The sequence below is a fragment of the Arcicella lustrica genome, assembly GCF_034930985.1.
Classification (GTDB): Bacteria; Bacteroidota; Bacteroidia; order Cytophagales; family Spirosomataceae; genus Arcicella; species Arcicella lustrica.
This window is the reverse complement of sequence record NZ_JAYGIM010000003.1, coordinates 12,763-26,721: the sequence shown is the minus strand read 5'-3', so window position 1 is coordinate 26,721 and position 13,959 is coordinate 12,763. Positions and strand designations below refer to the sequence as shown.

At 33.8% G+C, this 13,959-nt stretch carries 12 protein-coding genes; all 12 read left to right on the top strand.

Features of this window, described 5'->3' with window-relative positions; all coding sequences use genetic code 11:
- Positions 1 to 66: 66 nt before the first annotated feature.
- The 12 genes from VB798_RS03530 to VB798_RS03475 all read left to right on the top strand — a co-directional run bounded on the left by VB798_RS03530 (position 67) and on the right by VB798_RS03475 (position 13,942).
- Complete coding sequence (locus tag VB798_RS03530) at positions 67 to 1,158, top strand: Gfo/Idh/MocA family protein (RefSeq protein ID WP_323256039.1); 1,092 nt, start codon at positions 67 to 69, stop codon at positions 1,156 to 1,158.
- A 159-nt stretch (positions 1,159 to 1,317) separates the two neighbouring features.
- Positions 1,318 to 1,794: a nuclear transport factor 2 family protein gene (locus VB798_RS03525; RefSeq protein WP_323256037.1), complete on the top strand. Its 477-nt coding sequence runs from the start codon at positions 1,318 to 1,320 to the stop codon at positions 1,792 to 1,794.
- 1 nt (position 1,795) lies between these two features.
- On the top strand, positions 1,796 to 2,251 hold the full coding sequence (locus VB798_RS03520) for a DinB family protein (protein ID WP_323256036.1): 456 nt from the start codon (positions 1,796 to 1,798) through the stop codon (positions 2,249 to 2,251).
- A 427-nt stretch (positions 2,252 to 2,678) separates the two neighbouring features.
- Positions 2,679 to 3,884, top strand: coding sequence for a nitrogen regulation protein NR(II) (locus VB798_RS03515; protein ID WP_323256034.1), 1,206 nt, complete (start codon positions 2,679 to 2,681; stop codon positions 3,882 to 3,884).
- Between the two features lie 173 nt (positions 3,885 to 4,057).
- Entirely contained in the window at positions 4,058 to 5,179 is a 1,122-nt protein-coding gene (locus VB798_RS03510; protein ID WP_323256032.1) for a hypothetical protein, read from the top strand.
- Positions 5,180 to 5,364: 185 nt separating this feature from the next.
- Entirely contained in the window at positions 5,365 to 6,711 is a 1,347-nt protein-coding gene (locus VB798_RS03505) for a M20/M25/M40 family metallo-hydrolase (protein ID WP_323256030.1), read from the top strand.
- A gap of 172 nt (positions 6,712 to 6,883) precedes the next feature.
- Positions 6,884 to 7,852 (top strand): YheT family hydrolase, encoded by a 969-nt coding sequence (locus VB798_RS03500; RefSeq protein ID WP_323256028.1) that lies wholly within the window; start codon positions 6,884 to 6,886, stop codon positions 7,850 to 7,852.
- A 49-nt stretch (positions 7,853 to 7,901) separates the two neighbouring features.
- Positions 7,902 to 9,815 (top strand): phosphoglycerate dehydrogenase, encoded by a 1,914-nt coding sequence (gene serA / locus VB798_RS03495; protein ID WP_323256026.1) that lies wholly within the window; start codon positions 7,902 to 7,904, stop codon positions 9,813 to 9,815.
- 68 nt (positions 9,816 to 9,883) lie between these two features.
- A complete protein-coding gene (locus VB798_RS03490; RefSeq protein WP_323256024.1) occupies positions 9,884 to 11,095 on the top strand; it encodes an AAA family ATPase in 1,212 nt (403 codons plus the stop codon).
- Positions 11,089 to 11,742 (top strand): DUF4276 family protein, encoded by a 654-nt coding sequence (locus VB798_RS03485; RefSeq protein WP_323256022.1) that lies wholly within the window; start codon positions 11,089 to 11,091, stop codon positions 11,740 to 11,742. Before VB798_RS03490 ends, VB798_RS03485 begins: the two co-directional genes overlap by 7 nt.
- Entirely contained in the window at positions 11,735 to 12,814 is a 1,080-nt protein-coding gene (locus VB798_RS03480; RefSeq protein WP_323256020.1) for an aminotransferase class V-fold PLP-dependent enzyme, read from the top strand. Before VB798_RS03485 ends, VB798_RS03480 begins: the two co-directional genes overlap by 8 nt.
- A gap of 123 nt (positions 12,815 to 12,937) precedes the next feature.
- Positions 12,938 to 13,942: a Gfo/Idh/MocA family protein gene (locus VB798_RS03475; RefSeq protein WP_323256018.1), complete on the top strand. Its 1,005-nt coding sequence runs from the start codon at positions 12,938 to 12,940 to the stop codon at positions 13,940 to 13,942.
- The last annotated feature ends 17 nt before the right edge of the window (positions 13,943 to 13,959 follow it).

Sequence of the window (13,959 nt, the reverse complement as noted above, 5' to 3'; positions counted from 1 at the left end):
AATCTGATTATTGAAAGCATAATCGTATCGAAATTACAATAAAACCCTTTTAATTGTTGATTAACTATGAAAAACACAAGAAGAGATTTTCTAAAAACTTTTGCGGCTACTTCGCTTACAGTTCCTATGCTTTCATCTTTACAAGCGAATGCGGCTTTTGCTCCTGAGAAAAAATTAGGAGTAGCTTTGGTTGGTTTGGGCTATTATGCTACTTATCAATTAGCGCCAGCTTTAGAGAAAACTGCGAATTGTCGCTTGGTTGGAATCGTTACTGGAACACCATCTAAAGCTGAAACTTGGAAGAAAAAGTACAATCTTCCAGACAAAAACATCTATAATTATCAAAATTTTGACCAAATTGCCGATAATCCTGACATTGATGTAGTCTATGTGGTTTTGCCAAACTCAATGCACCACGAGTTTACGATTCGGGCAGCGAAAGCTGGAAAGCACGTCATTTGTGAAAAACCAATGGCAGTTTCGGTAAAAGAAGCCGAAGAAATGATTGCCGCTTGCAAAGCTGCCAATGTTCAATTAGCCATTGGTTATCGTTTACATTATGAACCATTTACCAACGAAGTAATGCGTTTGGCAAAAGATAAAGACCTTGGCAAGGTTACTTTTGTAGAAGCAAGTTTTGGTTTTCCTTTGCGTGATTTAAAAGCTTGGCGATTAAATCCAAAACTTTCGGGCGGTGGACCAATGATGGATGTTGGAATTTATGCCCTCAATGCCGCTCGTTACGCCACTGGCGAAGAGCCGATTTCGGTAACGGCACAAACGGTAAAAACTCGTCCAGATATTTATTTGCCTGGCATTGAAGAAACGCTTTTCTGGCAAATGAAATTTCCGAGCGGAGCGGTTTCTAATCATACTACTACTTACAACAGCGGTTTGCAACGCTTGTATGTGGGTTATGAAAATGGCAATTTAGAAATGGCGCCTGCTTATGACTATGGTCCATTGAAAGGCAAAACTTCAAAAGGGCCGATGGATTTACCTATCGTCTATCATCAAGTACTTGAATTAGACGGTATTTGCGGAAGTATTCTTGAAAACAAACCAAATATCACGCCGGGTGAAGAAGGTTTAAGAGATATGAAATTGATTGAAGCCATCTTTAAAGCGGCTAAAACTGGGAAGGAAGTTAAAGTATAGCTTTATGGATTTCGGGTGTCGGATTTCGGTCATCAGATTTCGGATTTAAGATTTCAGCAATCTGTCATCTTATTCTAAATTTGAAGATTTCTATTCTCCGAAATCCAACATCACAAATCCGAAACCCCAAGACCGATAGCCGAAAGCAAGTATAAAACCATGAACACAAACGAAAAATTAATCCATACTTTTTATGAGGCTTTTAAGGTAAAAGACTTCAAAACAATGGGAGAATGCTATCATCCAGAAGCTACTTTTAAAGACGAAGCTTTTGACTTGAAAGGCAAAGAAATTCCTGCTATGTGGCGAATGCTTTGTGGTGTAGGAGCAAGTACCATCGTTGAATATTCAGATGTAGAAGCTGACGAAACCACTGGTAAAGCACACTGGGAAGCTTGGTACACTTTCTCGCAATCGGGTAATAAAGTTCATAATATTATCGACGCTACTTTTACTTTTAAAGATGGAAAAATCCTGACGCATCGAGATAAATTTAGCTTTTACCGCTGGTCATCGCAATCATTAGGAATGATTGGAAAACTCTTGGGTTGGACGCCATTCTTGAAAAAACAAGTAAGAGAAAGAGCTATGGGGAATCTTAAAAAATTCATTGCCAAACATCCAGAATATCAATAAAATGGAAGAAGTAATTGCACAATTACAAAACAGAATTATTACTGTAGAAAAGTACTTTTCTGAGTGTTCTGAAATTGATTTAACATTAAAAGCAAGTCCAGAAAAATGGTCTAAAAAAGAAGTATTGGGGCATTTGATTGATTCTGCACAAAGTAATATTCGTAGAATGGTAGTTGGACAATACGAAGAAAATGCCCATATCGTTTACCGACAAAACGAATGGGTAAAAGCGGCAGATTATCAACATTATGATACGAAAGATTTAGTACAAATGTGGGTATTGTTGAATAAGCATTTTTGTAGAGTTTTGTTGAATTTACCCAAAGAAAATTACCAAACCATCACCAATTGGAGTAATGCCACTACGCCGATGTTGGGGCAAGATTTGGTAACGCTTGAATTCGTAGCCAAAGATTATGTTCGTCATCTCGACCATCATTTAAAACAAATCCTTTAAGTTTTGAAAGTAATACTGCTGGTATAATTTAAGTAATATCAGCAGTAAATCTTACAAATTGTGTTTCTTCGCTCAGTCTATTATTTCGCTTCTCAGATTGCTTCCCATCTTTTACAAATAACGATTTTATATAATCTTTTCCTATGTTAATTTTTAGAGATTTTACTCAATAAATATTTAATGTTTGCAACGATTTTTTTATTAAATGACCGTTTAATAAAAACTTTTAAGAAATAGAATCAAGGCAGTAAGTTTTGTGCTATTTTTTTTAGATATTGTAGCGTTAAGTATTATTTATAGTTGAAAAAACAGGTTGATTGGAGAACTTTGTTGTCCAAAGTTTTGATTCTTGTTGTCAATTAGAAAGAATTATAAATGATTTTTAGCGACCAAAAAGCCTAACACATAAGTGTCATCACTAAAATTCATGAAATATAAACTTAAAAATAAATACGTTGTAGGAGTATTGTTGGCTGTTTTGGTATTGACAGTTAATCAACTATTTATTCAATTTTGGTTAAATAAAAAGCATGAAAGCATAAAAATTATAAAACTGTCAGTTCAACAAATTGTATTAAGCCAGCAGTTAAACTTAGGATTTATAAAATTACTGAATGAAGAATTAGCTCATAAACAACTAGAGAAAACATACAAAAATTGGGAAACAATACATTTTTCATTATTGAATGGAAACAAATCTTTAGGGATTCATGCCATCGAAAATGAGCAAGCAAGACTTGTACTATTGGGGCTTTCTCAAAAAATTGGCTTGATTAATCAACATCTGAAGACTAAATTAAAAATTGATTTAAAAAGTCTTCGAGCAATCAGTCAGAACCAAGAAGATTTTCTGAATCAAATGAATCAAGTCGTGAAAACACTTGAAAATGAATTGGAGAAAGAACAACAGTTTGTCATTATCATAGAAATCCTGTTAGCCATTCTTTCCATTTTTATCATTGCTGCCAAAGTAATTTATGTTTATCAGCCCATCGAAAAAGAACTCCTCAAAACGATTGACGAACTGGAAAGTTCTGAAAGTAAATTGCTAGCCATTTTGGATAGTTCTACTGATACCAATATTTTCATCAGCCCTGACCTTAAAATTGTCAATTTTAATAAATCGGCAGAGGAAGATATTGCTACATTTCATAAAAAGAAATTGAAAGTGGGGGATGATTTCAAACCTTTTATTCTGCCAAGTACTCAGGAATATTTTTATATCTCTTTTAATGATGCACTTAATGGAAAAATCACAATTAAGGAAACAGCACTAGCACTTAATGACCAAATGGTTTGGTTTAAATTTAGATTTTTCCCCGTGTATGATACACATTCAAAAATCATTGGTGTTACCTTCAATGCTACCAATATTGATGAAATGAAAAAAGCTGAAATTAAAAGTGAAGAACAAGTATCCATTCTTAAAAAAATTGCTTGGGAACAATCTCATTTAGTAAGAAGTCCACTCGCTAATATTTTAGGCTTTAGCAAAATCTTATTGGATAAAGATTATCAAATTACAGAAGAAGAGCGTAATGCTTTTATCGAACAATTAGGTGCAGAAGCCAATCGTCTTGATGTTATTATCAAAGACATTGTACGAGAAGCCTATTACGTTTACAAAAAATAATTCATCAATTTTGATTGACTAACAAGAGAAAAAAACATCTTCCTTTCCAACCTTTCCCCAAAGATTATCGTCTATAGTTGAAATCATCTTGTTCTTGACTGAACAGGAAAGGAATATTTTTAACCAATGGATTGCTTTTAAATGTTTATCCTCTTAATCTTTCAAAATCTATCATGAAGAAGTTTTCATTTCTGTTAATGGCAATGTTCGCATTTGCCCTGATTTTTAGTTCCTGTCAAAAAAATGAGCTAGACGCTCTTTCAAAACCCGAAGACAGTTCCAATCCGAATACAAATGTTCCATCCGACAGTGTTTTTGCGGTAAGTATCAACGTGAAAATGGAAGTAGGTAGCATGGTTTACGATAGTGCTTCGACCAACATCACGGTTATTTCTTGGGATAAAAACAATATTGCTCACGAAAAAGAAATAAGTATTAGCGCAAACAACAACAAAGTGTATTTGGTGAAAACTCATCAGAAATTCCTGTTTAAATTTCAAAAATGGGGAATTACCGAACAATTGACTTTCACAAAAGAGCAAATCAAAGAAGGAGATGTGATTAGTTTCGGTGGAAAAAGTAATCAAAAACAATTAAGCGCTGAAGAGAGCTTTATGGAAGCTGGCGGAGTAACAAAACCTTATTCTAAAGTAAATTATTTATATAACGAAAACGGTTTGGTGAAACAAATAGACTATTTTCAAGCAGAAAACTCGACGAATGACTTGAAATTTTCTTTCAAAATTGTTTATAGTTATGAAGCTGGTTTGCTGAATAAAGTAGCATATTTTGATGCTGAAAATAAATCTTTTGGTACTTCAGTACTTACTTATACTGCTGATGGAAAAATAGCAACTATCAAAGAAACAAAATACGGACAAAGCGTTAACGCTACTTTTAAGTATGTAATAATAAATGATGTAGAAAATATTCTAGCCGAATATTCTTTCGATAATGGCAATAAAATGAATTATACCATCAAGTATAAAAATGGTAATATTATTGAAGACATCGCAACGGGTACTTCTGGCGAAGAAAGTGGGAAGTATGAATACGACTCAAATATCAATCCTTATGCACAAATGAATTTATACAGTTTGTTTTTGACGAATCTCTCAAAAAACAATAATATTAAGCAAGACAAAGTGTTTTCGGGAAGTATTCCATCTAACATTGCATATAAATTTGAATACAAGTACGATACCAATGGTTATCCGACAGAGTTTGAAAAAAGCTTTAAAACTTATACCAGCAATACACACTTGTTCAAGATTAAAACGTTTTACAAGTATTAATACAATTAATTCATGATGTCAGAAGCCTTCGCTCCAAGCGGAGGCTTTTTTTATGAACTTAATGTATCAGGTTTGCACCCAAAAAGTCATCTTCTCAGCGAAAACTCTTTCTAGGAATTGATTTTTGTCGAGCATAATTTGTAACTTCAAACTTCATCAAACACTAAAATCAAATTTTCATCAATATGAAAAAGGCTACTTTTATTTTATTCACGCTAATGGGTTTTCAAGTCTCTGCACAGAAAATTATTCAGCGTGATCCCATCATCGAACAATTGGTTTCAGAAGTAAATGCTGATAGTTTAAAATCGCATATCAATAAATTAGTAAGTTTTGGTACACGTCATACGCTAAGTACAACAACCGAACCCAAAAGAGGAATTGGTGCGGCAAGAAATTGGGTATTGAGTCGTTTTCAAGAATTTGCCAAACAATCAGAAGGTAGAATGACAGCCAAAATAGATTCTTGGGTTTTGAAACCAGATGGAAAACGTGTGGATAAAGACCAAGATATGGGCAATGTCATGGGAATTTTGAAAGGTACTGACCCAAATGATGATAGGATATTTTTAGTTTCTGGACATATTGATAGCCGAGTTTCTAATGTGATGAACAGAGAATCGGATGCGCCTGGTGCAAATGATGATGGTTCGGGAACAGCTACAGTGATTGAATTGGCTAGAGTAATGGCTAAAGCAAAATTTTCTGCAACCATTATTTTCTTGGTCGTAAGTGGTGAAGAACAAGGACTTTTAGGAGCCGATTATTTAGCACAAAAAGCATTAGATGAAAAGTGGAATATCGAAGCCATTATGAATAATGATATTGTTGGTTCAAATAATAGTCATGATACTCGTATTATAGATAATACTCGTGTCAGAATTTTTAGTGAAGGTTTACCAGCTTTTGAATTGGATAAAAAGGCAGGAAGTATCCGCAATTTAGGACAAGAAAATGATGGAAAAGCTCGACAATTAGCTCGTTATGCCAAAGAAGTTGGCGAACGTTATGTTGATAATTTAGAAGTAGTAATGGTTTATCGCAATGATAGATTTTTGCGTGGAGGCGACCATACTCCATTTGTGAATCGTGGTTTTGCGGCGGTAAGAGTAACTGAAATGAATGAAAATTTTGAACATCAGCATCAAGATTTACGTACAGAAAAAGGAATTCAATACGGAGATTTTCCAGAATTTATGGATTTTGAATACTTGAGAAAAAACACTGCGATGAATCTAGCAACACTTTCTAATTTAGCAAAAGCACCAGCAACGGTTCAGAACTTGACGATTGATACTAAAAACTTGACGAATTCAACAACGCTTTTTTGGCAAACGCCAAAATCTGGCAAAGTAAAAGGCTATTATGTATTGATTCGTGAAACGTATCAGCCGTTCTGGCAGAAAAAAATCTTTACGACTAAAAATGGTATCAATTTACCTTATTCAAAAGATCATTACTTTTTTGCTGTTCAGGCAGTAGGAGAAGATGGTAATGAGAGTTTGCCAGTATTACCAAAGGTTGGGATGTAATTTTTTGCATAGAGAATAACAATGAATCTCCTTTTTCAAGATTTTAAACAATTTTGGAAAAGGAGATTTTTTGTTGATTTTATAAATATTCCATGAATAAATATTTATTTTAGCTATTATTATTAAACCTTTCAAAGATTCAATGTAATTTCAAGGGATAATTTTGAAATTTATGCCAATCATTAAACACGCTGATTATCAAGCTCCTTTTTGGCTACCAAATGGTCATTCTCAGACTATTTTTCCTTCAGTTTTTCGTAAAATTAAAACTGTAAACTATCTGCGTGAAAGAATTATTACTCCCGACAACGATTTCTTGGATTTGGATTGGGCAAAAGCTAATCCTGAAATTGATAAGGACAACAAAAAACTTGTCATTTTATCACATGGTTTAGAAGGCGATTCTTCAAGACAATACATGATGGGAATGGTCCAAATCTTTACCAAAAATAGTTTTGATTGCTTGGCCTGGAATTTCAGAAGTTGTTCAGGAGAATTAAATAGAACTACTAGATTTTACCATAGTGGCGCTACAGACGACCTTGATTTGGTTATAAAACATGCTATTTCAAAAGATTATCAACAAATATATTTAGTTGGTTTTAGTTTAGGAGGAAATCTTACCTTGAAATATTTGGGCGAACAATCAGAAAATCTGTCTTCAAAAATCAAGAAAGCAGTTACATTTTCTGTACCTTTGCACCTCTCAAGCAGTAGTCAGACAATCGGATGGCTTTACACCAAACGATTTAATGATTCCTTGAAAAAGAAAATTCTGGCGAAAGCAAAGCTTTTTCCAGAGCAAATACAAACTTCTAACATCTCGAAAATCAAGACTTTAAAGGATTTCGATGATTGTTACACTTCACAACTACATGGTTTCCAAGACGCAGAAGACTATTACGAGCGTAATAGTTCCTTATACTTCTTGGACAAAATCCAGATTCCAACATTAATTATTAATGCTCAGAATGACCCTTTTTTATCAAAGGCATGTTTCCCTTTTGAAAAAGTAAATTCTTTAGAACAAGTATTTTTCCAAGCTCCTGAAAATGGTGGACATTGTGGATTTTACCAAGATAATTACCAAGGAATTTTATGGTCTGAAAAAAGAGCTTTAGCGTGGATAAGTAATAATTAGATTTAAAACAATCAAGATAAACTGCCCAAAATCGGTAGTTAAGGACAATATGATTACCAAAACAGTCGAACAAAAAATAAATTACGTCATTGATTTTGACAGTACCTTCACAAAAGTTGAAGGATTAGATGAATTAGCTGCAATTGCTTTGACTGGTCATAAAGACCAAGATAAAATTGTAGGAGAAATCAAAGCCATTACCGATAAAGGCATGGCTGGAGAAATTGGTTTTGCAGAGTCCTTGAAAGCTAGAGTAGAACTTTTGCCTGCTAACAGCGACCATGTAGCTACTTTGATAGAATTTTTAAAAGGAAAAATCTCTAATTCATTCCTTAGAAACGAAACTTTCATTCGTGAAAATGCTGCTAATATTTACATTGTATCTTCAGGGTTCAAAGATTTTATCGTTCCAGTAGCTTCTCAAATCGGTATTTTAGCTGAAAATGTATATGCCAATACTTTCACTTATGATGCTGATGGAAACATTACAGGTTATGATACCAACAATCTTTTATCGCAAGATAAAGGCAAAGTGAAATTGCTTGAAGCATTAAAATTTGAAGGTGAAATCTATGCCATTGGTGATGGCTACACAGATTATGAAATGCGTGAAGCTGGTTTAGCATCTAAATTTTTCGCTTTTACAGAAAACGTCGAACGTCAAAAAGTAACTGATAAAGCGGATGAAGTAGTAGCTTCTTTTGATGAGTTTTTATACATCAATGGTTTGACTCGCTCTCAATCTTACCCAAAATCTAAAATCAAAGTACTTTTATTAGAAAACGTTCACCCGAAAGCTGTTGAGGCTTTCAAATTAGAAGGTTTTCAAGTAGAATTATTGAAAGGTGCTTTGGATGAAGATGAATTAATCGAGAAAATCAAAGGCGTTTCAATTTTAGGTTTACGTTCTAAAACAAACTTAACCAAAAGAGTATTAGAACACCCAAATGCTAGTCGTTTGATGACGGTTGGGGCTTTCTGTATTGGAACAAACCAAATCAATTTAGATGAATGCGAGCGCCGTGGTATCGCCGTTTTCAATGCTCCATATTCAAATACTCGTTCAGTTGTTGAAATGGCAATTGGCGAAATGATTATCCTTACTCGTGATTTGTTGACGAAATCAAATAAAATGCACGAAGGAGTTTGGGACAAATCAGCTAAAAACTCTTACGAAATCAGAGGTAAAAAACTAGGTTTGGTAGGTTACGGAAGTATTGGTACGCAACTTTCTGTGATTGCAGAAGCAATGGGTATGCAAGTGTATTTCTATGATGCAGTAGATAAATTAGCTTTAGGAAATGCTAAAAAATGTAAGACTTTAGAAGAGCTTTTAAATATTTCAGATTTTATTTCAATGCACGTAGATGGTCGTAAAACAAATGCGAATATTATTGGTGAGAAAGAATTTGAAATGATGAAAGACAACGTAATTTTCATTAACCTTTCTCGTGGACATGTAGTTGAAATTCCAGCGTTGGTGAATGCCTTGAAATCTGGAAAAGTTTGGGGAGCAGCAGTTGACGTTTTCCCTTATGAGCCAAAAACGAACGACGAAGCATTTATTAATGAATTACGTGGTTTACCAAGAGTAATTTTGACACCACATGTGGGCGGTTCAACAGAAGAAGCTCAGGCTAATATCGGTGAATTTGTACCAAGTAAATTATTACAATTCATGAATAACGGAAGTACTTACGGTTCTGTAAACTTCCCAGAATTACAATTGCCAGCTTTAGAAAATGCACACCGTTTATTGCATATTCACCAAAACGTACCGGGAATTTTGGCGAAAATCAATAACATTTTTGCCAAATACAACGTCAATATTCAAGGACAATATTTGAAAACCACTACCGAAATCGGTTATGTAATTACAGATATTTCAAAAGAATATGCCGACGAAATCATTGAAGAATTAAAAGGAATTGATAATACGATTAAGTTTAGAATGTTGTATTAAGATTCTGAAAACAGCTTATATTTGTGCCACGTAAAGTGGCACAAACTATTTATACCCATCAATAAAGCATGATTAAGAAAATAACGATTCAAAATTTCTTTAGCTTTGGCTCTGAACAAACAATCGAATTAAATGCTGATACTAATGTTCTTGTAGGAATTAACGGAACAGGGAAATCAAATTTCATTAAGGCGATTAGTTTGCTTTATGAAATAGTATTAGGTGACTTTGAGAAGTTATTTTCAGAAAAATGGGGAGGTTTTAGTGGAGTAATGAATTTTATAAACCCAGATGCAGAAGAGATAACCATTTCTTATGAATTTGATAAGGATTTTTTAAAAAAGTCATTTCATGGATATTTTCTTTTCCCAGCCAATCCAGTGTACCAAGTAAAAATTCATAAGAAAGGAATAGCTGGATATTCTCTTTCTGAGTGGATTTATAATAAAAGTAAAAAAAAGGGTTTAGCTCCGTTCACATACTTAAAGGTTGATAGAGGAACTTATGGCGTAATTTCTGAAAAAGGAGATAATGAAGTGAAAATTCAGAGAATTGAACTTTTTAAACCAAATGAATCTGTATTTAAACAAATTAATGATCCAGATAGATATTTCCCGATTTATACTTTAAAGAAAGCAATAGAACAAATTGATATTTACAATTATTTTGATACAACTTTTGACAGTACAATAAGGAGGCTTTCTCCGTATTATTCTGAGGATAAGTTATTTGCAGATGGGAAAAATCTTACTTCATTGTTAAGTTCTCTCAACGGAAATGCAGTGAAAGCCTATGATAAAATTATGGAAGAGTTCAAAAATGTCAACCCTAATTTTAGAGAGCTTGGTTTTTCTACTCCTGTTGCAGGGAAGAGTTTACTTTCTTTAAAAGAGAGAAACTTAGATAGAGCCATTACTATTGAACATATTTCAGATGGTACTTTAAGATATATATTGTATTTATCCATTTTTTATAATCCTAAAAGAGGAAAAGTTGTTTGTATTGATGAACCAGAAATGGGTTTGCATCCTGATATGATTAATGGTATTGCCAGAGGCATTAAGTATGCCGCAGAAAACGGCACACAAATGATTATTGCTACACATTCGCCATTATTATTAAATGCTTTTGAATTAGAAGATTTGATGATTTTTGAGAAAAATGAAGCGAATGAAACGATTGTGAAGAAGGTTTCAGAAGAAGATTTTCCAGATTGGGAAGGTGAATTTTTAGCTGGACAAATGTGGTTAAGAGGGCAAATTGGAGGAAAACGATGGTAGAAGTAAGCATTTTATTAGAAGGTGGCGTTCATCCTCATAGTAATGCCAGTGCCGATACTTTTGATAATAGTGAAAAACTTCGTGAGAGTTTTCACCAATTATTATCTGCAGGTTTAGACAATACTGATAAAATAAGTATTGAAATTGATACAAAAGGCTCTTTTACTAGTGTTTTAAAAGCAATTAAAGCTAATAATGGATTAAGCTCGGATACTTTAGCTCTTTTAGATTTAGATGGAGATGAAAGCCAAAGAGATACAAGAATTGCCCAATACAGATTGGAAGAATACAGAAATTTAGTGTTTTTTATGATTCAAACAATGGAAAGTTGGATTTTGTCTCAACCTGATGCAATAGAAAAAACCTTTGTTTCTTATGATAAAATAATTGATTCGCCTATTTCTGAAAATATACTTTTAAAAGGACTAGTACCACAAAGTATTGACCAACCAGATAAAGTACTAAATTCACTCTTACAAGAATATTTTCAATATGAAAAAGGAGGAAAGATAAAGAAAGTCAAATACGGGAAATTAAAGAATTCATATCTTTTAATAGAGCAACTTGATATTAATGAGTTAAGAAAGCAATTTGCTGATGTCAATAATTTACTGAACAAGATTAACGATTTAACCATACATGCGTAAAACATACTTCACCCCCGGCCCGGCCGAATTATTTCCTACTGTAGAACAACATTATAGAGATGCTTTTGAGCTTCAATTAGGCTCAATCTCACATCGTTCTGCTCAGTTTCGTAGTATTTATCAGCATACTGTTGAGCAATTGCGTATTTTGATGAACATTCCTGAATCAAACGGAATTTTCTTTACAGGTTCTGCTACTGAAATTTGGGAACGTATTATTCAAAATACAGTTGAACACGAAAGCTTTCACTTGGTAAATGGTTCGTTTTCAAAGAAGTTTTTCGATTTCTCGAAAGAATTAAATAAGTACGCTCATAAGTACGAAAAACCTTTCGGTGAAGGCTTTGATTATGCAGAAATCACCGTTCCTGAATATGCAGAATTAATTTGTACTACTGCTAACGAAACTTCTTCGGGTGTGCAAATGCGTCCCGCTGAGATTCATAAATTGAAGCGTGCCAATAAAGATAAATTTTTGGCAGTAGATATGGTTTCTTCAGCGCCATATCCAGATTTAGATTTCAATACCATTGATACTGCTTTTTTTTCTGTACAAAAATCATTCGGGATGCCAGCAGGTTTAGGCTGTTGGATTGCCAATCCAGCAATGTTGGAAAAAGCTAACCGTATGAAAACGCACGAAAATCAAATCGGTACTTATCATAATTTGCCTTCTTTATTCAAAAATTTCGAGAAATTCGAAACACCAGAGACACCAAACGTTATGGCGATTTATGTGTTAGGTAAAGTCGCCGAAGACATGAATAAAATCGGTATCGAAACCATCAGAAAAGAGACTGAAAAGAAAGCTAAATTACTCTATAGCTTTGCTGAAAAATCTGATTACTTAGATATTTTCGTAAAAAATCCTGAACATCGTTCGCAGACTGTTGTGGTAGTAAATGTAGTTGGAAGGTCGGCGGCAGATATTATCAAACAAGTACAAGCAGATGCTAATTTAGTCTTAGGTTCAGGTTATGGCGACTTTAAAGCTTCACAATTACGCATTGCCAACTTTGCAGCAGTGAATGTTGAACAAGTTGAAGCTTTGATAGAAGTCATGAAAAAATAAATAGTTATTGCCTTAAAGTCTTTGAAATTTAATCATTCAAAGACTTTATTTTTTGTTAGTTAAACAACAATTACCTTTCTAATCAACATCATTATCAATCAAACCTTTTAATACTATTATTCAATGGATTCAGTTGCTCAAAATTATACTTTTCGTTGGGGAATTATCGGTTGCGGAAAAATAGCCGAGAAATTTGCGGATGATTTAGTCACTTATGTGCTTAATGCTACTTTGCATGCTGTCGCTTCTCGTGATTTAGACAAAGCCAAAGCTTTTGGTGCAAAATTCAATACTCCTTATGCTTTTGGTAGTTATGAAGAAATGCTAAAAAGTGGTTTAATTGATATAGTTTACATCGCCACACCTCATGCACAACATCATGAAAATACTTTAATGTGTTTGGAAGCAGGAGTACCCGTTTTGTGTGAAAAAGCTTTTGCCATCAATACACAAATGGTTCAAGAGATGATTGCAAAATCTCAAGAGAAAAATCTTTTCTTGATGGAAGCTATCTGGTCAAGATTTCATCCTGCCATCAATCAAGTTGAAGAAATTATCAAAGCGGGTACAATTGGTGAAATCAAGCATATTGTGGCAGATTTTGGTTTCTTGGCACATTATGATGAAAATGCTCGTCTGTTTAATCCAGCACTTACGGGTGGTTCTTTGTATGATATTGGTATTTATCCTTTATTCATCAGTAAATTATTGTTGGGCAAACCTTCTGAAGTAAAGGCAGTGGCTACTTTTGCACCAACGGGTGTTGATATGAATTGTTCGGTGGCTTTGGCTTTCCCGAATGGTGCTACAGCTTCTTTATTTTCAACTTTAGCAGCTGAAACAGATACTACTTGTATTATTTACGGTACTAAAGGAAAGATTTCTATTACTGGTCGTTTCCATGAAACCTTTAGCTTTACTTTGAAATTAGCTGGCGAAGAGTCTCAGGTATTTCAAACAGAAAGAAATGGTTATGGATACAGCTATGAAGCTATTGATGTACAACGTTGTTTAACAGAAGGAAGAATTGAAAACGATAGACTTCCTTTACAATTTAGTTTAGAATTGATGGAATTGATGTGCGAAATCAGAAGTCAGATTGGACTAAAATATCCTCAAGAAGCTTAATTATTCGGTTTATGATA

Excerpts from the sequence above, each read along its gene's own strand:
- VB798_RS03485 (WP_323256022.1), top strand. The coding sequence starts at position 11,089 with ATGGTAGAAGTAAGCATTTTATTAGAAGGTGGCGTTCATCCTCATAGT.
- VB798_RS03505 (WP_323256030.1), top strand. The coding sequence starts at position 5,365 with ATGAAAAAGGCTACTTTTATTTTATTCACGCTAATGGGTTTTCAAGTC.
- VB798_RS03475 (WP_323256018.1), top strand. The coding sequence starts at position 12,938 with ATGGATTCAGTTGCTCAAAATTATACTTTTCGTTGGGGAATTATCGGT.
- VB798_RS03525 (WP_323256037.1), top strand. The coding sequence starts at position 1,318 with ATGAACACAAACGAAAAATTAATCCATACTTTTTATGAGGCTTTTAAG.
- VB798_RS03510 (WP_323256032.1), top strand. The coding sequence starts at position 4,058 with ATGAAGAAGTTTTCATTTCTGTTAATGGCAATGTTCGCATTTGCCCTG.
- VB798_RS03500 (WP_323256028.1), top strand. The coding sequence starts at position 6,884 with ATGCCAATCATTAAACACGCTGATTATCAAGCTCCTTTTTGGCTACCA.
- VB798_RS03520 (WP_323256036.1), top strand. The coding sequence starts at position 1,796 with ATGGAAGAAGTAATTGCACAATTACAAAACAGAATTATTACTGTAGAA.
- VB798_RS03515 (WP_323256034.1), top strand. The coding sequence starts at position 2,679 with ATGAAATATAAACTTAAAAATAAATACGTTGTAGGAGTATTGTTGGCT.
- VB798_RS03530 (WP_323256039.1), top strand. The coding sequence starts at position 67 with ATGAAAAACACAAGAAGAGATTTTCTAAAAACTTTTGCGGCTACTTCG.
- serA (WP_323256026.1), top strand. The coding sequence starts at position 7,902 with ATGATTACCAAAACAGTCGAACAAAAAATAAATTACGTCATTGATTTT.
- VB798_RS03490 (WP_323256024.1), top strand. The coding sequence starts at position 9,884 with ATGATTAAGAAAATAACGATTCAAAATTTCTTTAGCTTTGGCTCTGAA.
- VB798_RS03480 (WP_323256020.1), top strand. The coding sequence starts at position 11,735 with ATGCGTAAAACATACTTCACCCCCGGCCCGGCCGAATTATTTCCTACT.